This window comes from Marivirga lumbricoides (assembly GCF_014636295.1).
In the GTDB taxonomy this organism is placed as follows: domain Bacteria; phylum Bacteroidota; class Bacteroidia; order Cytophagales; family Cyclobacteriaceae; genus Marivirga; species Marivirga lumbricoides.
In genome coordinates this window covers 163,134-187,741 of record NZ_BMEC01000009.1, presented here as the reverse complement: position 1 = coordinate 187,741, position 24,608 = coordinate 163,134, and the positions used below count along the sequence as shown (strand labels likewise).

Sequence of the window (24,608 nt, the reverse complement as noted above, 5' to 3'; positions counted from 1 at the left end):
GTAAAAATTAATACTTGAAATGCTCACATAGGTGTAAAGTTAATGCCTTACTTAACTAGATTGTATTTGTTGGTTAAGGGCAATTACTTGCTTTATAATTGATCGGCTTTCGTCATTATAGATAATATAATCAGCAAGTTTCAGCCTTTCTCCATCACGTAATTGTTTACGCATAATGGCAATTACATCACTTTCTTTCCTGTGGGAGTCGCGCGACAGTGTTCGCTTGAGTCTTAGCTCCTGGGATGCATGAACATTAATAGTAGCATCTAATTGCTTAAATGATCCGGTTTCAAATAGAAGAGCTGCTTCTTTTAAAATATAAGGCTTATTTTCATGCTGTCTGCACCATTCTTCAAAATCTATAGCTACAGCTGGATGAACTAAACTATTAAGTTGTTTCAATTTGCTATCATCACTGAAAACCTGTTCGCTTAAATAAGTACGGTTTAATTTACCATCCGAGGTATAGCTGTTTTGGCCAAAATTATTTTTGATTTGCTCTGTTAAATGAGGGTCATTTTCCTGAAGCCATTTAGCCCTATAATCTGCAGGGTAATTGGGTATACCCAATAATTCAAATATTTTACAAATCAGACTTTTTCCAGCTCCTATTCCACCTGTTATGCCTATTTTTTTCATAGATAAGTTTTTAGTATTAACTCAGCTAAATAGAGAAAAGAAAGTTTAACCCGATAAAGCGCTTTACCTGAATTTCTATTTGTTCTGGTAGAAGTAATGAATGGAATCTACCTCTATGGTTTTGTTTTTTAAGACTTGAGGTAAATTCACAATCTCAGGTACCACTATTGAATCTTTTTTGCTCATATTTCTGTAATTCACTTGCAACAGAATACTATCCAAATTAAACTGACTGGCTTCTGTTTCTTTTATCTGGAAGTTAAGTCTGGCTAGAGAGTCTTTAAAAATATAGGAAGAGGAATCTGCAGGCCGATTGATAGTGCTATAAGGGATCATTAATTCCTGATTGATAAACCTTTCTACTTTAAACTGTACACGTACTTCAACAGGGTTTCTATTAACAAGACTAGAGCCAAATGTAGAGAGTTCTATCTCTTCCGAATAATTATCCTTTATTTGTGAGTCTTCTAAAGAAACTAAAACATTGTCAGGAATATTTTTGATAAATCGCTCAGGCCCTGTAAACTGAGCTGAATCAGGTGAAATTTGAATAGGAGATGTTATACGGTAATTTTCACTAAGCTGAATGCCAATACTGTCTATTAAAATTCTGGCTTTTTTGGTTCTGATAGAATCAATCTCAATTTTAAGGGTGTCAGTCTCAATAAAATTGAGTTGTATCTCTGTAATCTGATCAGATATTGTAGAAAATAATGAAGAGCCTAATATAAAATTTCTGGATGCAGGTTCTGAGAGAGGAATTTTTAACGGTTCGGTTTTAAAGCCAAACGTTTTTCTCAATAAGTTCCAGCCCCCACCGGAAACATTGATGGATACTCTTTCAGGAAGTTCCTTAACCGGAATATAAATGGAATCCGGGTAGATAAATTCAATAGGATATTTTATTCTTGTAGTGTAACTATCGTTCAAAGCATTGAAAAACCAAAAAGTGGTAGCTGTTACTATGCACAGTACTACCACTTTCAGTCGTTCATTTGAACTGGGCAACAGCGTGTTGCTTAGCCCGTCTAATATTTTCTCTACAATTTTCAAAAATATCTACAAATCTTATTTGCCTTGAAGTTTTTTACTTTGTTCCAATGAAATAGAAGATTTCTCAAAAGTCAGCTTTATTCCTTTGTCTACTTCAAGGGTGATTTTATCATCATCAACACTGAAAATTTTCCCGTGTAAACCTCCTATTGTAACTACATTATCGCCCTTCTTTATATCTTCCACAAATTTTTTGTGGTCTTTTTGCTTTTTCTGCTGTGGGCGTATCATAAAAAAGTAAAAAATTAAGATGATTCCACCAAATAGTAATAGTTGGCTCATCCATGCATTGTCACCACCGGTAGTAGCCTGTGCAAATATAATTTGTATCATTAGTATTTATTGTTTTAACGGTCCTGCTTCTGAAGCTTCTGCTTTAGGTTCAACGAAAGCTCTAATTGTAAGATTGTTAGTAGTTGGCCAGGTATTAGCAGTAATTCTAACTACTTTGCTGTCCTGATTTTTCTTACCTCTGGAATTATACTGAACTTTAATTTCGCCACTTTCACCAGGAGCAATTGGAGTATCTTTAGGATAGGAAGGGATTGTACATCCGCATGATGAAGAAGCATTGGATATGAGCAACGGTGCTTCGCCAGTATTTTTGAACTTGAACACTTTTGTCACTACATCTCCTTCAGAAATGGTGCCGAAATCATGCATTTTTTCTGTAAACTCCATAACAGGGATGGGGCCTTCAGGTTTTTCCTCAGGCAATGCATTGTTTTCTGAAACAGGTTGAATAGTACTGTTAGAATTGTTATTTGGAGAGGCTTTAGAAACTCCACCACCTTCAAGGGCAGCTACTCTTCTTTCCAGGTCAGTCACTCTTTTCTCTAGATCTCCATTAGAACAAGCGCTTAAAAAAGCTCCTGCAACTATTAAAAATGCATAAACTATTTTTTTCATTTTATAATTGTATTTGATTTAAACTTTTTTTAGTTGAAATTTAATCCTCTTTGTTTTTTATCTGGCCTAAAAGCTCATCTACATCACTTAATAATTGTTCAGCTTTTAACTTAGCTGAGTTAATTACCTTTTCGCCATCACTTTTCGCAGAGCTTAAACCTAACTCCTTACCTTCAGAAATATCGTTCAATAAATCCTCCAGCATTTCTTTATATTTATCCAGTCTGTATGAAAGTTTATCACGGGTGTTTATTCCTTTATCAGGCGCATACAAAATTCCTATGGCAGCGCCCACTGCGGCACCAGTTATAAACATTAAAAAATTACTGCCTCCTTTACTCATAATGCTTTAGTTTTTTAGTCAATCAGTGTTTTAATTTTTGTATTACAACAAGTAAATAATATTAATTCCCGGTAAACCCAAAATTAAATATAAAAGAGGTTTTATTTATTATCAATTAAGCCTCTTCCGCTTTTTCTTATTTTCCCCTGGTTTTCCAATTCCTCAGAAATTTTATCCAGCATACCGTTAACGAATATTTTACTTTTTTGGGTACTATAATTTTTTGAAAGGTCAATATACTCATTAATTGACACTTTTACCGGAATGCTGGTGAAATTCATCATTTCACAAACAGCCATCTTAAGAATGATCATGTCAATGGCAGCAATTCTTTCGGTTGCCCAGTTTTTGGCATATTTCGACACAAGCTCTTCATATTCCTCTTCATTTTCAAGTGTTAGTTGGAATAATTTTTTAAAGAATTCGCTGTCGTCTTCCCAATTGGCCGAAAGCTCAATAAGTTCTACATGATCTGAATTTTCTTCTAAAGACTTTAGGGTTTTCTTGAGCATGGATTTTAATGCGGACTTGTTCTCAGCCCAGTATAAATCCCGCTCTTCCATGTATTTAGCAAGTGTTTCGTTTTTGAAAACCACTTGTTTTATCATTTGATCAAGCACTGCAACATCATCTTCAAAGCTAGGGTTGCTCTTTAAAGTATATGCTTTATAAAAGTCCTCCTTTTTAAGGATATCTCTAAACCACTGCCATACATTCTGTCTGTCCTCATTCCACGATGTGCCATACCGTATAAACTCGCTGTGAAGTCCGGAATTATCTTTAAAGATTTGGATCGCCTTATTATTATACAGGTTCAGTTCGCTTTCAAAAACCTTTTTGCCGGATTCTACAAGTCTTTTTTTACGAATCTCAATGTCCTCCTTTGCCATTTCGGCAAATTCTATGGTGAGTAAAATAATGAGGTAGTAATTCTCCAGTAAAGTTTCTACCGCCTCCATCATATTCTTTTTAATAAAGGAGTGGTCTTTCTTTACCATATTCTGGTAGTAATCAATGGCTTCGCTAACAGCTTTTCTGATCTCTTCAGAGGTTTCCCCTTCTTCTGTAATATGATTTTTGAGGTAACTTTTCTTAAATATACTCTTTGCAGCTTTAGCATTACGGCTTAATAAAGCTCTATCCTGCACCTCCATTGAGTTAAGGTCAGGAGCGAAATAATCTTCGATAAAAGATAATGCAAGCTCGTAATCAGCCTCCTCACATTTTTGTGCTGCATACAATGATTGCATGGCTTTTATTCTTAAGGATCGTCTGTTCAGCATAAGTCAATAATAAAAAGAACGTAGTTATTGGAGGGATTTAATCTCCCTCCTGCAAAATTAATGATTTTGACTTAGTAAGCCAATTTAACTTTACCCATATCAGCAATGCGCTTGTCCGCAATTTCCAAAGCAGCTTTATGTGAAGTTTTATCTTCGTTTTCTGCCTTGTTTAAAATTTCAGTGCATTTATCGTATATTTTTTCTGTTTGCTGTAAAGCAAGCTCTTTATGGTAATTCCCCATTAGTTCCGGGAAAATATTGATAATGCCCCCTGCATTCACAAGAAAATCAGGAGCATAAAAAATACCCTTTTGCTTTAACATATCACCATGCTTAACTTCATCTTTAAGCTGGTTGTTAGCAGCACCCACTATAACATTTGCTTTAATTCTTGAAATGGTATTGTCGTTAATAGTGGCTCCCATGGCGCATGGCGCGTAGATATCAGCATCTACATCATAAATCATTTCAGGATTTACAACGGTTACATCATGCTTATCAGTTACTCTCTTTATATTGCTTTCGTTGATGTCAGCTACAGTTACAATGGCGCCTTCTTTAATGAGGTAGTCAACTAAATAATGACCTACCTGACCTACACCTTGTACGGAAATCTTTTTACCTTGTAAACTATCTATCCCGTATGCTTTATTTACAGTGGCTTTCATTCCCATGTAAACACCATAAGCAGTAACAGGTGAAGGATCACCGCTTCCATTCATGGATTCCGGAAGTCCCATAACATAATCTGTTTCATATGACAATTGTACCATGTCAGCAGTACTCATGTTCATGTCTTCAGCAGTAATGTAGCGTCCACTTAAGCTATCAACAAAGCGTCCAAATCTTCTTAAGAAGGCTTCATTTTTCAACTGTTTCGCATCACCGATGATGACAGCTTTTCCGCCACCAAGATTTAATCCTGAAATAGCAGCTTTATAAGTCATCCCTCGGGATAATCTTAAAACATCAATTAGAGCGTCCTGATCTGAGGCGTAGCTCCACATTCTGGTCCCACCCAAAGCAGGGCCTAAAACTGTGTTATGAATAGCGATGATGGCTTTTAAGCCTGTAGGTTCGTCATAGCAGTAAACTACCTGCTCATGACCCATTTTTGTAATCTCATTAAAAGAAGAAAATACCTCTGTACTTTGTGCTTCATTAACTTCTACCATTGCTGAGTGGGTTTAAATTTGTGTTACTTGCCTGAGACTTTTATTCTCAATTGAAAGTGGTGCAAAAATAGTTTAATTTTATTAGTTAATCAATTGCATAACTAATTGTAAAATTCCAATGCTAATCTTGTGATGAGGAGATGTTTTGAAATAAAAAATTGGCTTTTCTAATATTATTCCTTCTATTGTTTTGTTTTTTCTCCTGAATAGCGAAGTAAAATTTACAGGTGTTTTTAATATTCTTTTTTAAAAGTTTTAAATCAGCCTTAAAACCGGATAGCCGAAAGGATAAAATATTCAATTTCAGTTAATTATTTGCTTTTCCCATGTTGATTTTTTTGCTTTTATATACCAATTGAGCATATCTGTTTAATAGCACGTAAGATAAAATTCTTTCAGAACTACTCGATTTGGCTGTATCATCGTACATTTGTATCAGGAGTGTAGTAACCCTTCGTTTTTTTGAAAAACTAAATTAGAAGTATAGCGTTGTATGATGATTATTTTATCCATTTAACACTTCCTCTTACTATTTGGCAGCCTGCCTGTAAAACCATAAAAATGCATGAAGGATTTAAAGTATCTTAATAAATACCTTTTTAAATATAAATATCATTTACTGTTAGGTACACTCTTTATGATTGTATCTAACTTTTTTGCAGTTTTTCCGGCTCAGGTGGTTAGGTATGCCTTTAATTTGGTGAAGGAGAATATCGAGATGTATAGGCTGTATGAAGGATTCTCTCTTCAGGAAGATTTTTATGAGATTTTTGCTTCAGCAATATTTATTTACGGTGGAATAATTATTCTTCTCGCCTTAGCAAGAGGGGTGTTCTTATTTCTTGTAAGGCAAACAATTATCGTTATGTCACGCCTGATTGAGTATGACCTGAAAAACGAGATTTATAACCATTACCAAGAACTGCCTTTAAGCTTTTACAGAAGAAATAATACAGGAGATATTATGAACCGGATTTCTGAAGATGTAAGCAAGGTTCGGATGTATCTTGGGCCTGCAATAATGTACTCAGTCAACCTGGTCACCTTATTTTTGATTGTTATTCCTATCATGTTTTCAGTAAATGCTACCCTAACATGGTATTCTTTAATTCCATTGCCATTTCTTTCTGTAAGTATTTATTTCGTTAACAATTTAATGAATAAAAGATCTGAAGAGATCCAGAGAAGTCAGTCTCAGCTTTCCACCTTGGTGCAGGAAGCTTTTTCAGGAATAAGGGTGCTAAAATCTTTTGCGAGGGAAGACGATTCCTTGAGGAATTTTACCAAGGAAACGAATAACTATAAGTACAGATCATTAAGACTCACTTTTGTAGACTCTCTTTTCTTTCCACTAATCATGGGAATGGTGGGTTTAAGTGTGATTTTGGTAGTTTATATAGGAGGTGTAGAGGTGATGAATGGTGCCGTAACAGCTGGTAATATAGCTGAATTCATTATTTATGTAAACTTACTTACCTGGCCGGTTACTTCTGTCGGCTGGGTTACCAGTATTATTCAACGGGCTGCAGCTTCTCAAAAAAGAATTAATGAATTTCTTGATACGGATACTCAAATCACCTCTACAAAAGAGCTGGAAAAGAAAATTGAGGGGGATATTGTTTTTGAAAATGTGAGCTTTACTTATCCTGATTCAGGTATAAAAGCTTTAAAAAATGTAAGTTTTTCAGTTAAAAAAGGAGAGACTTTAGCAGTAATTGGTACTACCGGCTCAGGTAAAAGCACTATTGCTAATTTAATAGGTAGAATGTATGACCCGACATCAGGAAGTATCACGATAGACGGAGTCCCTATCGCAGAATTTAATGTGCAAAATTTAAGAAGCCAGCTGGGCTATGTTCCGCAGGATGTCTTTCTTTTTTCTGATTCTATTAAAAGAAATATTGCCTTTGGAGCAAATGAGCTAACTGAAGCGCAAATACTTCAGGCCTCTAAAGACGCAGATTTGCATGAGAATGTGATGGGCTTTCCTCAGAAATATGAAACACAGTTGGGAGAGAGAGGTATAACGCTTTCAGGCGGGCAAAAGCAGCGAGTTTCAATTGCCAGGGCTATTGCCAGAGATCCTAAAATTATGGTGATGGATGATGCACTTTCTGCTGTTGATACCAAAACAGAAAATGCAATTCTTAATGCCCTCAAGAAGATTATGAAGCAGCGCACCAGTGTCATCATTTCTCATAGGGTAAGTTCAGCCAAGCTGGCAGATTACATAATTGTTCTGGATGATGGCCAAATTATGGAGCAAGGTACAGAAGCAGAATTGTTAGCGCAAAACGGGCCCTACAAAGAGCTTTATAATAAACAATTGCAAGGGGAAGCTGTGGAGTAATTAACAATTATGCAATTTTAGCAATGTCCAAAAGCAATGATTCGCGAGATACGAACCACTGCTTTTGTCAAAATGTCTATTGCTAATCCTTTACCTCGCTCAAGCCCATTGCTTTCAGCATAAACCTTGGTAAAGGTTTTTTAGGATTTCTCTTCTGAAGGTTTAAATACCAGCCAATTTTCTTCATAATAGGTACTTTATGTGTTTCCACAAATTCTATCAAAGTACCATCAGGATCTTCCACATAGGTAAAATGTCCGGCAGCTTCTCCCATGTCAAAGCTGTTGGCACTATCTACCGTGAAAGGAAAGCCTTTTGCTTCACATTGCTTTTTAAGGTTTTGCATGCCATTAATATCATAGCACAGATGTATGAAACCTAAATCACCCCAGAATCTATCCTCAAAAATCTTTTTAGGTGTTCTATTAGTAGCTACTACCAGTTCAACTTCACTTGCTCCTAATAAAGGGCTAAATGCGCCTTCTCTTGGCTTGCTATGTCTTAAAAGAATTCTTTTTACTTTTTTATCTCCACCGGGTATACCTTTCAGATCGTCAAAAACTCCTTCTTCCTCATAAATTACTTCATCGTATCCTAAAATATCAGAATAGAGTGTTCTTGCATTGTCTATATCTGTTACACCGATAATGGCTCCAGCAGGACCACCAGGTAAATCCGTTTTTCTCTGCTGAAACCATGATTTACTGGAAACTATTTGAAAAATATTATCCCATGGGTCTTTCACAAAAAAGGTAGGCTTTCCATCCGGACCTTTTTCCAGACCTCCCAAAATGTTCAAGCTTCTTCTGTTAAAAAGTTCATAGGTGGCTTCTACATTCTTACTTTTCATTTTGGCAATGTTAATTCCTAAATCTCCAAGCTGAGGTGTAAATTTTGGAGCTTCAGGAGTACGAGAGGTGTATTGCCAGATTTCAAAACCACCGCCTCCTTGCATATTAATAGCTAAAATAGCATGGCGGCTTCTGGGCTCTCCACCCGTATAAGGCAGCATTAAAGCAGCTTCTGCAGCTTCTTCAAAAACTGGCACGCTCATGCCGAAATTTTGTCTATACCATTTAAAGGCTGCCTGCACATCTGATACACCTATGCCTATCTGTTGAATACCGCTAATAATTGTCTGGCTCATATATTTATTCTTTCCGAAGCCTAAATAAGCAATTAATACTTTTACTGGCAAATATTCCCTTCGAAACAATATTTACCGAATGTTTATTGTAGGGGTAAGGTGAGAAATAGGTATAGGATGAAATTATCTTTCAATATAAAAACATGCTTATGAAATATGGTATAATTGCGGATAGATGAAATAAAATTTTAATGCTGTATGTAATAGTAGTGTAAAATATTGCTAATTTAGTATATATATGCTAAATTGATATATTTATATACTATTTTAACCTAACCTTTTAAATTTATAAGTAATGAAGTTAACTACATGTCCTAAATGCGAGTCTGAAGATATTGTTAAAAGTGGTATAATTAAAAATAGACAAAGATTTAAGTGTAAGACTTGTAAATATAACTTCACTGTAAGTAAGGTAGGGAAGGAAATAGATTCTTACTATGTTGTAAAGGCACTTCAACTTTACGTGGAAGGAATTTCTATGAGGGAAATTGAGCGGGTATTGGGAGTGAGTCATGTTTCTGTAAGCAATTGGGTGAAGAAATATAATATAAAATCACCGGAAAAATATGAATATCATCCTACCTACAAGGTACTGTCGCACAGCGAGTTGGTTCGGTTTGTGCAGGATGGGAAAAACCTGAGTGAAGCGGGTTTAATGGTAACCTCCTTAGGCGATAAATATATGGTAATCAGATGGGAAAGATTTAGGTAGTAACTATACCATTAACAATAGTATATATACAATAATGCAAATAAGTTTTAGTGATGTCATTTTTATGATGCAAAGCATTGGTTTTGTGAATGTTCACCATAAAAATTTCACCTATGAAAAAACTTATATTGCTTGTTGTGATAGTTTTGGGATTTGCAGAGTTTTCACTTGCTTTTCAAAATGACACAACTAAGAAAGAATCGAGTACAGCAAAGGTTTGGGATGATCTGGCTCAACAAAAAGTTGATCATACTTACAAACCTCTTACTTTAAAGCTCTCCGATGACGGCACAAAATATGTGCGGTTTATTTTATGGCACCAGCAATGGTTACAAACTTCTAATCTGGCAATTGATGATGCACCTCTCCGGTTAAATACTCTTATCAGAAGATCCAGAATTTTAGCATTTGCACAAATTTCTCCCAGATTTCTCATCTTAACGCATTTTGGTTTGAATAACCTGACTACTGGCAATATGAATGCTTTAGGTAACCAGGGAGATGGTCCGCAGATGTTTTTACATGATGCATGGACGGAATTTAAGGTCACAGAAAATTCTGATGCATTGTATATTGGGGGAGGCTTGCATTATTGGAAAGGGCTTACCAGGCTTGCCAATCAAAGCACGCTTAATTTTATGACTATGGATAATACCAGGCCATTTGTGCAATGGCACTCTTTAGGGATTACAGATCAGTTTGCAAGGCATATAGGTTTTTATGCCAAAGGGCAGCTTGGGAAATTTGATTACAGAATAGCGGCCAATAATCCGATGTCTCCCGCCAATGCACTAGGTGCAGGAGCAGATTTAATCAACTCAGGTAATGGTGGAGTAGATAGTGACTTAACTTACACAGGAAGTATTGAGCCTAATGCGGATGGAGACCATGTAGGAAATGCTGTTATAGAAGGCTACTTCCGCTATAATTTGTTTGATACGGAATCTACAAAATTACCTTACCAGGTAGGTACTTATATGGGAGGAAAGAAAGTACTTGGAATTGGTTTAGGCTTTTTCGCTCATCCAAATGGAATGTATAATAATGCTACTGATGAACATGAAAACGTGACTCATTTGGCTGCCGATATATTTTATGATGCGCCTGTCGGCTCCTCAGGAAATGCTATCAATGCCTATGCATCAGTAATAAACTTTAATTATGGCGAGAATTACATGTCGCGTTGGGCAGGCACAGGTACTAATATATATGGTCAGCTTGGTTATTATATAGGCAAGGCAAAGCTGATGCCTTATGTAGCCTTCCAATCCGGAAGCTATGATGCCTATGGAGATAATTTAAATGCTTTTGATGCCGGTATTAACTACTTTGTAAATGGGCATAACGCTAAAATTACCCTGGAATATCATACCATCTCTAACAATCCGCTGGAAGGCGGTTTGGATGCGGATGGCAATCCGAATGGCGTACAACAACTGAGATTACAACTTCACATATTTTTATAAATACAATAATTATGACAGATAAAAAAGCAAGCATGAAAGCCTACTGGAAGAGAAATCTCCGGTATTTACTCATCCTACTCATCATTTGGTTTGTAGTATCCTATGGCTTTGGGATTTTACTGGTTGAACCATTAAATAATATTCATATAGCTGGGTTTCCTCTGGGTTTCTGGTTCGCACAGCAAGGGTCCATTTATGTTTTCGTGGTCCTGATATTCGTGTATGTTCGCTTAATGAACAAGCTGGATAAGGAATTTGATGTAGATGAAAAATAATTTTAATACTTAAAATTTTTAAACAATGGATGTACAAGTTTGGACATATTTATTAGTGGGGATCACCTTCGCTATATATATAGGTATCGCAATCTGGTCAAGGGCCGGATCAACAAAAGAGTTTTATGTAGCTGGGGGGGGTGTTTCTCCTTTGGCTAATGGAATGGCAACTGCAGCCGATTGGATGTCAGCAGCTTCTTTCATTTCAATGGCAGGGATCATTTCCTTTGCTGGCTACGATGGTGCTGTTTATTTAATGGGGTGGACTGGCGGTTATGTACTGTTAGCATTGCTACTTGCACCATATCTTAGAAAGTTTGGTAAGTTTACAGTGCCTGATTTTATTGGAGACAGATATTACTCTAACACAGCAAGAACTGTTGCTGTAATCTGTGCTCTATTCGTATCCTTTACTTATGTAGCAGGCCAAATGCGCGGAGTAGGAGTGGTTTTCAGCCGCTTTTTGGAAGTGGATATTAATACGGGAGTGTATATAGGAATGGCGATTGTTTTCTTTTATGCAGTATTGGGTGGAATGAAAGGGATTACTTACACACAGGTGGCCCAATATGTGATCCTTATTTTTGCTTTCATGGTCCCTGCTATTTTTATCTCTATTCAGCTTACAGGTAATCCTATTCCTCAATTTGGCTTTGGTTCCACTGTTACAGGTAGTGAAACTTATTTACTGGATAAACTAAATGGTCTTCATTTAGAATTAGGTTTCGCAGAATATACAAGTGGTTCTAAATCTATGATTGATGTATTTTTTATTACAGCAGCACTCATGGTGGGTACTGCTGGTTTGCCACATGTAATCGTTCGCTTTTTTACCGTTCCTAAAGTAAAAGATGCCCGACTTTCAGCTGGTTATGCCCTGGTTTTTATTGCCATACTGTATACTACTGCTCCTGCAGTAGCTGCTTTTGCCAGAACAAACCTTATTGAAACTGTAAGTAATAACAGTTATTCCAGCATGCCTGAATGGTTCAGCAATTGGGAAAAAACAGGTTTGTTAACTTTTGATGATAAAAATAATGACGGAGCCATACAGTATGTGGCTGATAGTGAGAGAAACGAACTTACAATTGATAGAGATATTATGGTGCTGGCTAACCCTGAAATTGCGCAACTTCCGAACTGGGTGATTGCATTGGTAGCAGCAGGTGGGCTTGCAGCCGCACTGTCTACAGCAGCAGGCTTGCTATTGGTGATTTCATCTTCAGTATCTCATGATTTAGTGAAAAAGCAGATTTCTCCAAATATGACTGATAGTACGGAGCTATGGATCGCAAGAGGATCAGCCTTTGTGGCAGTTGTTGTTGCTGGTTATTTCGGAATTAACCCTCCGGGCTTTGTGGCAGCTGTAGTAGCACTCGCTTTTGGTTTGGCGGCAGCTTCCTTCTTCCCAGCTATTATTCTTGGTATATTCTATCAAAGAATGAATAAGCAAGGTGCCATTGCAGGTATGATTTCAGGTTTGTCCGTTACACTTTTTTACATGATCACTTATAAATTCAATGCCTTTGGAGAGACTACCTCCGCTGATTGGTGGTTCGGTATTTCTCCGGAAGGATTTGGAACTGTGGGTATGATTGTCAATTTCATAGTATCTTTTATAGTAAGTTCTATGACGCCACCACCCCCACAACATGTTATGGATATTGTAGACGATATCAGGTTTCCAAGAGGCGCTGGTACCGCAACTGAAATTCATTAATTTAACCATTATATTAAAGAGAACAGTAAACCTTTACTGTTCTCTTTATTTTTAGTAGATTGGATTACCATGTTATTAAGAGATACAGCAAAGAGGTTGGCCTTCATCAGTATAGTGTTTATTATACTATTCAATTTTCCTTTTATTTCTGTGTTTAATACATTTCAAAGTTTTCTTGGAGTCCCGGTGTTATACCTGTACATGTTTTTGGCATGGGTGGTATTCATTATTGTACTGATCATATTTATGAGAAGAAACATTAATAGCAATAGAAAATGATCAGTAACTGGGTGATAATATTAATATCAGTTGGTTACTTAACTTTATTGTTCATGTTAGCCTACTTTGGTGAATATAGAGCCAAAAAAGGGAAAAGTTTATTAAAAAACCCCTATATCTATGCGTTAAGCCTGGCTGTATATTGTACCGCATGGACCTACTATGGTTCTGTAGGGAATGCAGCTGAGTCAGGCCTGAATTTTTTAGCCACGTACATTGGTCCTACACTTCTGGCTCCTATCTGGTGGTTTATATTTAAAAAGATTATCAGAATCAGTAAAGTTTACAGAATTACCACTATTGCAGACCTTATCTCCACCCGATACGGAAAGTCGGTTTCTTTAGGAAGCCTTGTTGCTATTTTTTGCGTGCTTGGAATTATACCCTACATATCAATTCAGCTAAAGGCAATTTCTTCCAGCTTCCAAATGGTTTCTAATTCTAATCTGGTAAGCGATGCAAATGCTTCAATTTCGAATCATATTTTTAACGATTATACACTTTATATCACTATAGGCCTTGCATTTTTCACCATTTTGTTTGGCACCAGAAATATTGATGCCACTGTAAAACAAGAAGGAATGGTGACTGCCATTGCTTTTGAGTCTATTTTAAAACTAGTTGCTTTTCTGGTTATTGGTTTCTTTATCACCTTCGTGGTTTTTGACGGTTTTAGCGATATTTTTTCCCGTGTTAATGATGATCCGCAACTCAGTCGATTAACCACTCTGGATTCCATAGGAGGCTATTCTGAATGGTTTTGGCTGAATATGTTATCTATGATGGCTTTCATGTTTTTGCCGCGCCAGTTTCATGTCTCCATAAAAGAAAATACCAGTGAAAAACACTTAGATAAAGCAATTTGGCTATTTCCGCTTTACCTTTTAGTAATCAATATTTTTGTGATTCCTATTGCCTTTGCCGGGAAAATTATGTTTGCAGGAGAGACTAATGTGCTTTCAGATACTTTTGTTTTGGCTATTCCTATTTTTCTCTCTCAGGATTTTTTAGCCATTTTCGTTTATTTAGGAGGTTTTGCTGCAGGCACCAGCATGGTGATAGTTTCCACCATTGCATTAAGTATTATGATAAGTAATAACCTCATCTTTCCCTATGTAGTGAGTAATAAACAGTTTATACGCTATTTTAAGGGTAATTTCAGCAGGTTTTTATTAAATATCAGAAGGGCAAGTATCCTACTGGTTTTGCTATTAAGTTATGGTTACTATAGTTTCATAAGTTTCCGTTTTTCAATTGTTTCCATAGGCCTGATTTCATTTGTAGCTGTAGCGCAGTTTGCTCCTGCTGTAATTGGAGGAATCTTCTGGAAAGAAGGAAATAAAAGTGGAGCCATAAGTGGCCTGATAGCCGGATTCACTATCTGGTTTTTATTACTTGTACTCCCCACTATTGATCAGGCGGGGTTTATTTCTTTCTTTATCCAAAATGACAAGCTCTTTAACTTTATCCCTTTAGCGGATGGGCAAGCATTCGGATTACCTATGAACAAAATCCCTGCAGCGCTCTTCTGGAGTCTGCTGATCAACAGTTCGCTGTATGTGTTTATCTCCCTTCGCTACATGCAAAGTTCCAAAGAAAGAAACCAGGCAGAGGTTTTTGTGGATATATTTAAATACTCCAAAGAGTTTGAATCAACGATGGTATGGAAGGGCACGGCTTACGTGCAGGATATTGAAGAATTACTTATTCATTTTGTAGGAGATAAAAAGACAAAAGAAATTTTGAGGGAATATGAGGTGAAATATAATCAGAAGTTGAAAAAAGAAGACAGGGCAGATTCCAAACTAGTAAATTCAGTAGAAAGAATTTTAGCAGGACTTATTGGCTCTTCTTCAGCAAGGCTTCTGATCAGTACCACTTTAAAGGAGGAGGAGATTTCAACCAAGGAGGTGTTAGACATATTAAAGGAGACGCAGCAGATTGTTGTGGTGAATAAGCAGTTAAAAGAAAAATCTCAGGCGCTTGAGGAGGTAACCCGCCAACTTTTCAGTAGTAATGAAAAACTCCGGCAAATGGACCACACTAAGGATGAGTTCATAAGTACTATCACTCATGAAATGAGGACTCCTATCACTTCCATTAGGGCATTTTCGGAGATTCTTCATGATAATAGTGATATCTCTTTAGAGGACAAACAGCAATTTTTGAATACAATTATAAAAGAAACTGAGCGGATGGACAGGCTTATCTCTCAAGTGCTGGACTTGGAAAAATTTAATACCGGTAAGCAGGAGTTTCACCTGGAATATCTGCAAATCAATGATCTAATCCTTGAAGCCGTGAGATCCGTTCAAACTCTAGTGGAGCAAGGTAGAATACAATTAACTACTCAGTTAGCCCCGCAAATTGGGTTCATAAATGCTAATAAGGATAGATTGATCCAGGTTTTGCTTAACTTAATTTCTAATGCTATTAAGTTTTGCGACCCTATGGCAGGAAAAATTGAGATCAGTAGCAAGCAAGTATCTGAAAATATTGTGGTAGAGGTAAATGATAACGGTAAGGGAATTGTAAAAGAAATACAGCAATCTATTTTTGATGTCTTTTATCAGGCACCGGATCAAACGCGCAAAAAACCTAAGGGAAGTGGTTTGGGCTTAAGTATTTGTAAAAAAATAATTGAATACCATCAAGGAGAAATATGGGTAGAAAGTGATGGAAAGCAAGGGTCAAAATTTATTTTTACTCTTCCGACCTCAACAAATGAAAGTATATTAGAGAATGAAAATTATTTAAATGAAGAAAATATTAATAGTTGATGATGAGCCTAACATTCTGTTGTCCATAGAATTTCTTATGAAAAAGGAAGGCTATAGAATTTTTATTGCCCGCAATGGGAAGGAAGCCATCGACATTGTGAAGAAGGAAATGCCCGATGCTTTAATATTGGATATAATGATGCCTGAAGTGGATGGATTTGAAGTGTGTGAGTTTATTAAAACAAATGAAGAAACAGCACACATTAAAATAATTTTTCTTACAGCAAAAGCAAAGGAATCAGATATACAAAAGGGGCTTTCGGCAGGGGCAGATTTGTACCTGAAAAAGCCTTTTTCAACCAAAGAATTAGTGAAAAAAGTAAAAGGAATTTTTAATTAAAAATAGAAAACTATGAGCGATAAAATTCACACCCTAAGTGGTTATATTCATGAGTACCAGAGAAGTGTACAGGATCCGGAAGGTTTTTGGGCCCGTATTGCAGACTCTTTTCATTGGCAAAAAAGATGGGATAAAGTATTGGATTGGAACTTTGATGGGCCGGATGTTAAGTGGTTCGTTAATGGGAAACTTAATATTACTGAGAACATCTTTGAAAAAAACCTATATACTTTAGGTGACAGGCCGGCCATTATTTGGGAAACTAATGATCCTAAGGAGAAAAACAGAACACTTACCTATAAAGAACTATTTCATCAGGTAAATAAGTTTGCCAATGCTCTTAAGGCAAATGGTGTAAAAAAAGGAGATAGGGTGATTATCTATATGCCTATGGTGCCTGAAGCTGCAGTTGCTATGTTAGCTTGCGCAAGGGTAGGCGCTGTGCATTCTGTAGTTTTTGCCGGATTCTCAGCAAGTGCCCTGGCCGATAGAATTGAGGATTGCAAAGCGAAAGTAGTATTAACCTCCGATGGAAACTACAGAGGAAGTAAGTCTATTCCAGTGAAAGCACTGGTTGATGAAGCAATTGATAAGGCCAAAGGAAATGTTGAAAAAGTAATTGTTTATAAACGAACTGGTGATGATGTCCATATGAAATCGGGTCGCGATATCTGGTGGCATGATGCGGTGAAAGATCAGTCAGAAGAAAACAAAGCGGAAGTAATGGATGCTGAAGATATGCTTTTTATACTTTATACTTCCGGTTCAACAGGTAAGCCAAAAGGAGTAGTACACACCACAGGAGGCTATATGGTTTACACGAAATATTCTTTCGAAAATGTATTTCAATACGAACCAGGAGATGTGTATTGGTGCACGGCAGATGTTGGATGGATTACAGGGCATTCTTATATTGTTTACGGGCCATTGTTGGCAGGAGCTACCACATTAATGTTTGAGGGTGTTCCGACCTATCCTGATGCAGGAAGATTTTGGGAAATTGTGGCTAAATATAAGGTAAATCAATTTTATACAGCTCCGACAGCTATCCGAGCATTGCAGGCTTACGGCACAGATCCGATTGAAAAACATGATTTAAGTTCCTTAAAAGTTATAGGCTCTGTAGGCGAACCTATTAATGAAGAGGCCTGGCATTGGTATCATTCTCATGTAGGCAAAATGAAGTGTCCTGTGGTGGATACCTGGTGGCAAACTGAAACCGGAGGTATCATGATTTCACCTATTGCAGGAGTTACTCCTACCAAGCCTTCTTATGCAACCTTGCCATTGCCGGGTATACAGCTAATGATAGTAGATCAGGACGGAAAAGAACTGAAAGGAAACAGCGTAGAAGGAAACTTGTGCATAAAATTTCCTTGGCCAAGTATTTTGCGAACCACTTATGGAGACCACGAACGCTGCAAAAAGACTTACTTTTCCACCTACAAAGGGATGTATTTTACAGGAGATGGCGTAAAACGTGATGAAGATGGATACTATCGAATCTTGGGCCGAGTGGATGATGTGATCAATGTTTCAGGCCATAGAATGGGTACTGCAGAAGTTGAAAATGCTATCAATGAACACCCTAAAGTGATAGAGTCTGCAGTGGTAGGTTACCCTCACGATGTAAAAGGACAAGGTATTTATGCATATGTGATCTGCGATCTTGAAAACAGAACTGAAGCTAACCTGATTAATGAAATTAGCGAAACTGTGAAAAATATTATTGGGCCAATAGCCAAGCCTGATAAAATTCAAATTGTTCCGGGATTACCGAAAACCAGATCAGGGAAAATAATGAGAAGGATATTGCGAAAAATAGCAGAAGGTGACACGAGCAATTTGGGAGATATCTCTACTTTATTAAATCCTGAAGTGGTAGAGGCTATAAAGGAAGGAGCTAAATAAATTAAATGATGATCTAGATCTAACGCACTATCGTAAAATTTTGACAGATAAATGTCAGCAATGCCGGCTATACCAATTAAAAATGACTAGTAGTAAAAAATATGATTGGAAATAAATGGCAGAGATAAGGCATTGTGTATGAAGATGTAAAGCTTAAAAGCACATGAAAATAAATAAAGCGATGAGAAATTTGTCAGTAATGGGCAAGGTATTGTTAGCATTAACTGTGTTTGCTAGTCTTGCAGTCATCAATTTTTCGATAGTGTTATATTATAATTCCAAGCAGAAAGAGGATGACCTAGCTATTGAAACTGCATCCAAGAGAAAAATGCTTTCTCAATGGGTACTTTTATATGCCAATAAAGTTATACACGGAGAGGACGGGAAAAAGGAAGAGATGGAGCAGATGCTTAGGCTTTCTTCGGCTTATTTAAAAGTGCTAAAAGAAGGAGGTGAAGTTCCGGGAAGTACAGCCATAGGAATACAACTTGCTCCTGCGCAAGGCAAGCAGTTGGAAAGTCTGATGAAAGTAGAAAGGCTTTGGAATGGTTTTGAGACTTCCGGGCTAAAGCTTATAAATGCTTCTTCAGGAGATGGCATTAATCAAGAAAATGCAGAGAATATTGGAAAACACGCTGCCGAAGTATTAAATGCAGATGATGTTTTAATTTCCATATTTACAGAGCAAAAAGATGCTCGACAATCTGTTTTTTTAAATGCAATGGCTGTAATGCTCTTTCTCTATCTACTGTTTGCTTTTTTATTCTACCGTTTGTTTAAAAAACATTTGAGGCGGCCGGTTGATGAAATTGAATTGTTTGCCACTAGTTTGGCTGAAGGCAATTTAAATGTAGAAAGACAATACGAAGCAAAAAACGAGCTAAGCGTAATAATAGATAAATTAGATGCTACAAAGCAGAAAATTGGCAAAGCAACCAGCTTTGCTATCGGAATAGGTAATGATGATTACGAAGAGGAGCTAGAGGCTTCAGAAAACGACCAGTTAAGTCAGGCGCTTTTATTAATGCGGGATAAGCTTACAGCTTCAGCTTCCGAGGACCAGAAGAGAAGATGGATTGCAGAAGGTCTGTCAGAATTTTCTCAAATGCTCAGAGGAGATTCTAAGAAAGATTTTAAAGAACTGGCTTCCAAAATCATTTCTGAATTAGTTAAGTATGTAGGAGGTAGCCAGGGAGCTTTGTTCCTTTTGAATAAACAAGAGCAGGAAGAGTATATGGAAATGGTGGCTTGCTATGCCTGGGATAGAAACAAATACTTCTCTAAAAAAATAGATTATGGTGAGGGGTTGGTGGGGCAGGTATGGAGGGAAGCGGATAGTGTATACCTGGAGGAAGTTCCTGATGATTTTATTCAGATAAAGTCAGGCCTGGGAGATGCTCAACCTAAATCCATTTTTATTGTGCCGCTTAAAACAGAAGACAAAATTGAAGGGGTGCTTGAATTGGCATTCCTTCACAAAATGGAGCTTCATCAAAAAGAGTTTATTGAGAAGTTATGTGAAAGCTTAGCCTCAGCATTTTCAATAGCCAAAGTAAATCAGAATACCCGGCATCTGTTGGAAATTTCACAACAACAGGCAGAAGAACTTAAAGCTCAGGAAGAGGAAATGAGGCAGAATATGGAGGAGTTACAGGCTACACAAGAGGAAATGGCCCGGCAGAAAAAGGAAATGGAGGTTTTCAATTCAGCAGTAGATTCTTCATCAGTAATTGTGGAGTTTAGCAGAGAAGGTAAGTTTGCTCACGTTAATCAGAAATTTCTTGACCTTACAGGCTATACAAGAGAGGAAATAATAGGTAAATCACATGAATTTTATGTGCCGGCAGATAAAATAACATCAGGTAGCTTTCAAAAGCTATGGGAAGATATTAAAGACGGGAGTCATTTTGTGAGAGATGTGGAACGACTAAGGAAAGACGGTTCCCCATTTTGGTTGCGCGCCAGCTATATGCCCATTTATAATGAAAAAGGGGAGTTTACACGCATTTCGTGCATTTGTTTTGACGTAACGAAGGAAAAGTTGCATGAGAAAGAGATGAGTAATTTCACCGATGCAGTAGATAATTCATCAATTATTATTGATTTCAACAGGGAAGGAAAAATTATCCATATCAACAAAAAGTTTATGGAAATCACGGGTTATACTGAAGAAGAAATGATAGGTAAGCCTCACTCTTATTATGTACCTAAAAATGCAATAAAATCAGGAGCTTTTGAGCAACTCTGGAGCGATTTAAGTAAAGGGCAGCATTTTGTTCGAGACGTAGAAAGAGTGAAAAAGAATGGTGAGCATTTCTGGTTGCGTGCCAGCTATATGCCGATTTTTGATGACAAAGGTGATTTAATCAAGATTTCCTGTATCTGTTTTGATGTAACTAAAGAAAAAATACATGAAAAGGAAATGAATGACTTTACTAATGCAGTAGATAATTCATCAATTATTATTGATTTCAATCAACAAGGAAAAATTATTCATGTCAATAAAAAATTTAAAGAAGTAACGGGTTATACTGAAGAGGAAATGATAGGTCAGCCTCACTCTTATTATGTACCCAAAGAAAGTATAAAATCAGGAGCTTTTGAGCAGCTGTGGAGTGATTTAAGTAAAGGAGATCATTTTGTGCGGGATGTAGAAAGAGTTAAAAAGAATGGAGAACATTTCTGGTTGCGTGCCAGCTATATGCCAATTTTTGATGATGATGGACAGCTGGTTAAAATATCCTGTATCTGTTTTGATATTACTGAAGAGAAGATTAAAAGTAATAAATAAAATACATGCACCTGCTATTTTAACAAGATGCATGTATCTCAAATTTAATCCTTATAACTTACCCTGTAAACCATACCACCGGAGTCGTCAGTAATTAGCAACGACCCATCAGTATGTTCGGCAACTCCAACAGGCCTTCCAAATTGGGATTTTTCATTCTCAACCAAAAATCCAGTTAAAAAATCTTCAAAGCCAGTAGGCCTTCCATCTTCAAAAACAATTTTCACTACTTTGTAACCTACAGGATTTTCCCTATTCCATGAACCATGTAGTGCAAGAAAAGCAGAATTTTTATCTTTCTTTGGAAACATTTTTCCTCTGTAAAAGATCATTTCCATAGGGGCTGCATGAGCAGGTAATAAAAGCTCAGGCTCAGTGGATTTTTTAGCATATGCTTCGTAAGACATTTTTGGAGGCTCATCCGCTGGGTTATGTTTGCTGTCGGCATAAATATAAGGCCAGCCATAATCGTTATTTTGTTCCAATTTGTTTAATTCTTCTTTCTGGTCTTCGTCACCCAGCCAATCAATACCATGGTCCATTCCGTACAATTCTCCTGTTACCGGATACCAGTCAAAACCTATAGTATTTCTCAATCCTTTTGCATAGATTTCTACATTTTTTCCATCTTTATCAGCACGTAAAAGCGTGGCATTTTTATCACTTGTTTCACCACAGGCATTACATGTGCTTCCTACAGAGACATATAATTTATTGTCCGGCCCAACTGCCAATGTTCTGTTAGGATGTTGCCCTGCTTCCGGTAAGCCATCAATTATCATTTTTGGTTCATCTATTGAGCCATCAGCTTTTCTGTTGGCAACATATACTTTATTGACGGTTATCAGAAAAATTTTATCTCCATCAACATCCAGTCCGTGCAATTGGTCTTTCTTCCATATGGTCTTCTGCATGTCGGATTTACCATCACCGTTTGTGTCCTTAAGCATTATCAGGTCGAAATCCTCTCTCCTTGTCAGGTAAACTGTACCATCATCGGCTACATCAAGAATGCGTGGCTGGTTTAAATCTTTGGCGAAAACTTCCACTTTATAACCTTCAGGAACCTTCAGGCTTTTTACCCGCTCATCAGTTGCTTTAACTGCGGATGGCTGAAAAATATGTCCATTAATGGAGGTAACTGAAGCTTCCTTGCTTTGACTATAGCCGGAGAAACTTAACAGAAAAACCAAAAGAAAGGCAGGTAATTGCACTTTTGTTAATAAAGCATGTATACTAGTGTTTTGAGGTTCTTTAGTAATCTTCATAAAAAATAGGTTAAAGTTGATAATAGAAAAAGTTCAGTCAGTTAGGTTTCTTTATAACTACGAAAGCAAATTTTGTAACGTTGGTGTTTTGTGCATTCTTTTTGGCTGAGTAGTATAAAGATGTTACTTCAGTAAATGATTGGTGTTTTATTTTGAGAAAACATTGGTTATATTTATAAGGAAGTATTTTATCGGATATACCTTTCACTCCATCAAATAATTAACTTCAAATGAGATTGCAATGGCTAATATTATCTCTTCTAAAATAGCTGATTTCGTAGCGAAGTTTCCTCCATTTAATGTGCTGGAGAAAGAACAAATAAAACGTTTAAGCGAAGAAGCTGAAGTGTTGTATTTTAAGAAGGGCCAATTTGTTTTTAAGCAAAACCAAAAAGCAAAACCTTTTATTTATTTTTTAAAAGAGGGGCAGGTGCAGCTGCGAGAGGAAGTGAGTAAAGAAAAAAGACTTGTAGATGTTTGTGATGAAGGGGAGTTATTCGGAGTTAGGGCTATGCTAACAGGCAACCCTTATGTTTTTGAAGCTTATTGCGAGGAGGAGTCATTAGTGTATGCTTTTCCTCTTTCAATCTTTAAGCCAATAGTAGAATCCAATAATAAAGTGAGCTTATTTTTTGCTTCTGGCTTGGCTTCCGGTCAAAAGCCGGATAGTTTCAATAGCATTGCCTTGCATCAGAATTCAGGAACAATTACTGATTTTCTAAGTTGGCAAAAGCCTTTAGAAGAATTGAGCGCTCCACTTTTATTAGTTGGGTCAGAAACTTCCATTAAATCAGCTGCGCTAAAAATGACAGCAAAAGCTACTGACGGAATAGTAGTGATAGATGAAGCAGGTAAGGCTAAGGGGGTAGTTACTGATACAGATTTTAGAAGAAAAATAGCAAGTGGGACAATCAATATTGATGATCCTGTTTCTAAAATTATGTCAGTAAACTTAATTACTAAAAAACCAGGTCTTCCATTGGCAGAATACCTGTTAACAATGCTGAAAAATAATATCAAGCATTTGCTGATTACTCAAGAAGATGAGGTTATAGGTATTCTTAATCAGCAAACTCTTTTCTCACAACTACAATTCAATCCATTTTCTATTTTGTATAGCATTGAAACCGCTGAAAGTGTTGAGAAATTATGTTTGAATAGGAATAAAGTAGATTATTTTCTCAAGTATTATCTGGAGCAAAACATCAATATCTCAGTTATTTCAAAGCTTATTACTACAATTAATGATGCACTCATTAAAAAAGCCATCAATTTTGCTTTAATAGAGCTTAACGAAAAAAAACATTATCAGCCGGATGTTCCTTTTGCCTGGATTTCCCTTGGCAGTGAGGGAAGAGAAGAACAATTGCTAAAAACAGATCAGGATAATGCGTTAATTTTTGGAGAGGTAAGTGCTCCACAGCTTAATTATGTAAAAGAATATTTTTTACAGTTGGCAAGGCGCGTAAATGACATTCTTTTTCAGGCTGGTTTTGCTTATTGCCCTGCTAACATGATGGCAGGGAACCCGGAATGGTGTTTAAGTATTTCGGAATGGAAAAATCGTTTTAAAGGATGGATCCATTCTCCTGAGAAAGAAGCATTGTTGCTATCTACCATTTTCTTTGACTACAGATACGTTTCAGGTGATCAACAACTTGTTAAAAAATTGAATACCTTTCTTAAAAGTGAAGTACAAGCCAATAAAATATTCCTGAATTTTCTGGCTAAAAATGCTACAAAAAACCCTGCACCACTGAGCTTTTTTAAGAACCTGGTAGTAGAAAGATCTGGTGCGCATAAGGAAGAATTTGATCTTAAGGCTCGGGCCTTAATGCCCTTAACTGATATTGCAAGAGTATTATGCCTTGAAGCGGGAAATATTGAAATTAAAAATACAGTGGAGCGATATCGCTTTTTAGCAAATGAAGATGTGTCAAGAAAAGAATTGTATTTGCAGGCAGCACAAGCCTATGAATTTCTAATACATTTCAGAGCATTGGAGGGTATTAGAAACAGCGATTCAGGCCGGTTTATCATCATCAATCAGATTACGAAATTCGACAGACAAGTTTTAAGAAACTCCTTTGAACCTATCTATCTTTTGCAACAAATGATTGAGTTAAAATTTCAATTAAGCTATTTTTCTTGAAGCCCCAAACCA

The 24,608-nt window shown here is 36.8% G+C and carries 19 protein-coding genes; 10 read left to right on the top strand and 9 right to left on the bottom strand.

What is annotated here, in order from left to right; genetic code table 11:
* Nucleotides 1-51 precede the first annotated feature (51 nt).
* The 7 genes from coaE to IEV85_RS14745 form a co-directional block, all read right to left on the bottom strand.
* On the bottom strand, nt 52-642 hold the full coding sequence (coaE, locus tag IEV85_RS14775) for a dephospho-CoA kinase (RefSeq protein ID WP_188464730.1): 591 nt from the start codon (nt 640-642) through the stop codon (nt 52-54).
* 75 nt (nt 643-717) lie between these two features.
* Complete coding sequence (locus tag IEV85_RS14770; RefSeq protein ID WP_188464728.1) at nt 718-1,695, bottom strand: YbbR-like domain-containing protein; 978 nt, start codon at nt 1,693-1,695, stop codon at nt 718-720.
* Between the two features lie 15 nt (nt 1,696-1,710).
* Nucleotides 1,711-2,028 carry a preprotein translocase subunit YajC gene (gene yajC / locus IEV85_RS14765; RefSeq protein WP_188464726.1) on the bottom strand — a complete coding sequence of 106 codons (318 nt, stop codon included), beginning with the start codon at nt 2,026-2,028 and terminating at the stop codon, nt 1,711-1,713.
* 6 nt (nt 2,029-2,034) lie between these two features.
* The gene (locus IEV85_RS14760; RefSeq protein WP_188464724.1) at nt 2,035-2,604 is read right to left on the bottom strand and encodes a DUF1573 domain-containing protein; all 570 of its coding nucleotides are present in this window, start codon (nt 2,602-2,604) and stop codon (nt 2,035-2,037) included.
* A 40-nt stretch (nt 2,605-2,644) separates the two neighbouring features.
* Nucleotides 2,645-2,947, bottom strand: coding sequence for a YtxH domain-containing protein (locus IEV85_RS14755; protein ID WP_188464722.1), 303 nt, complete (start codon nt 2,945-2,947; stop codon nt 2,645-2,647).
* Nucleotides 2,948-3,048: 101 nt separating this feature from the next.
* The gene (gene nusB / locus IEV85_RS14750; RefSeq protein WP_188464720.1) at nt 3,049-4,230 is read right to left on the bottom strand and encodes a transcription antitermination factor NusB; all 1,182 of its coding nucleotides are present in this window, start codon (nt 4,228-4,230) and stop codon (nt 3,049-3,051) included.
* A gap of 71 nt (nt 4,231-4,301) precedes the next feature.
* Nucleotides 4,302-5,405: a Glu/Leu/Phe/Val family dehydrogenase gene (locus IEV85_RS14745; protein WP_188464718.1), complete on the bottom strand. Its 1,104-nt coding sequence runs from the start codon at nt 5,403-5,405 to the stop codon at nt 4,302-4,304.
* 565 nt (nt 5,406-5,970) lie between these two features.
* Here IEV85_RS14745 and IEV85_RS14740 point away from each other — a divergent pair.
* A complete protein-coding gene (locus IEV85_RS14740; RefSeq protein ID WP_188464716.1) occupies nt 5,971-7,755 on the top strand; it encodes an ABC transporter ATP-binding protein in 1,785 nt (594 codons plus the stop codon).
* An 82-nt stretch (nt 7,756-7,837) separates the two neighbouring features.
* On the opposite strand, the gene IEV85_RS14735 is transcribed toward IEV85_RS14740, so the two are convergent.
* The gene (locus tag IEV85_RS14735) at nt 7,838-8,902 is read right to left on the bottom strand and encodes a VOC family protein (RefSeq protein ID WP_188464890.1); all 1,065 of its coding nucleotides are present in this window, start codon (nt 8,900-8,902) and stop codon (nt 7,838-7,840) included.
* 295 nt (nt 8,903-9,197) lie between these two features.
* On the opposite strand from IEV85_RS14735, the gene IEV85_RS14730 reads away from it, so the two are divergent.
* From IEV85_RS14730 to IEV85_RS14695, 8 genes are all read left to right on the top strand, one after another.
* Nucleotides 9,198-9,614, top strand: coding sequence for an IS1/IS1595 family N-terminal zinc-binding domain-containing protein (locus tag IEV85_RS14730; RefSeq protein ID WP_188464714.1), 417 nt, complete (start codon nt 9,198-9,200; stop codon nt 9,612-9,614).
* A gap of 113 nt (nt 9,615-9,727) precedes the next feature.
* Nucleotides 9,728-11,080 (top strand): porin, encoded by a 1,353-nt coding sequence (locus IEV85_RS14725; protein WP_188464712.1) that lies wholly within the window; start codon nt 9,728-9,730, stop codon nt 11,078-11,080.
* 11 nt (nt 11,081-11,091) lie between these two features.
* On the top strand, nt 11,092-11,355 hold the full coding sequence (locus tag IEV85_RS14720) for a DUF4212 domain-containing protein (protein ID WP_188464710.1): 264 nt from the start codon (nt 11,092-11,094) through the stop codon (nt 11,353-11,355).
* Between the two features lie 25 nt (nt 11,356-11,380).
* Nucleotides 11,381-13,075, top strand: coding sequence for a sodium:solute symporter family protein (locus IEV85_RS14715; protein WP_188464708.1), 1,695 nt, complete (start codon nt 11,381-11,383; stop codon nt 13,073-13,075).
* A 332-nt stretch (nt 13,076-13,407) separates the two neighbouring features.
* Nucleotides 13,408-16,134, top strand: coding sequence for a sensor histidine kinase (locus tag IEV85_RS14710; protein ID WP_229712601.1), 2,727 nt, complete (start codon nt 13,408-13,410; stop codon nt 16,132-16,134).
* Nucleotides 16,112-16,474, top strand: a complete 363-nt coding sequence (locus tag IEV85_RS14705; RefSeq protein WP_188464704.1) for a response regulator transcription factor — start codon at nt 16,112-16,114, stop codon at nt 16,472-16,474. Before IEV85_RS14710 ends, IEV85_RS14705 begins: the two co-directional genes overlap by 23 nt.
* Nucleotides 16,475-16,486: 12 nt before the next feature.
* Nucleotides 16,487-18,385, top strand: a complete 1,899-nt coding sequence (gene acs, locus IEV85_RS14700) for an acetate--CoA ligase (RefSeq protein ID WP_188464702.1) — start codon at nt 16,487-16,489, stop codon at nt 18,383-18,385.
* A 163-nt stretch (nt 18,386-18,548) separates the two neighbouring features.
* Nucleotides 18,549-21,176, top strand: a complete 2,628-nt coding sequence (locus IEV85_RS14695) for a PAS domain S-box protein (RefSeq protein WP_188464700.1) — start codon at nt 18,549-18,551, stop codon at nt 21,174-21,176.
* A gap of 44 nt (nt 21,177-21,220) precedes the next feature.
* Here IEV85_RS14695 and IEV85_RS14690 read toward each other — a convergent pair whose 3' ends face one another.
* A complete protein-coding gene (locus IEV85_RS14690) occupies nt 21,221-22,444 on the bottom strand; it encodes a PQQ-dependent sugar dehydrogenase (protein WP_188464697.1) in 1,224 nt (407 codons plus the stop codon).
* Between the two features lie 241 nt (nt 22,445-22,685).
* Between IEV85_RS14690 and IEV85_RS14685 the strand changes: the two genes are divergently transcribed.
* Complete coding sequence (locus tag IEV85_RS14685) at nt 22,686-24,596, top strand: DUF294 nucleotidyltransferase-like domain-containing protein (RefSeq protein WP_188464695.1); 1,911 nt, start codon at nt 22,686-22,688, stop codon at nt 24,594-24,596.
* Nucleotides 24,597-24,608 lie beyond the last annotated feature (12 nt).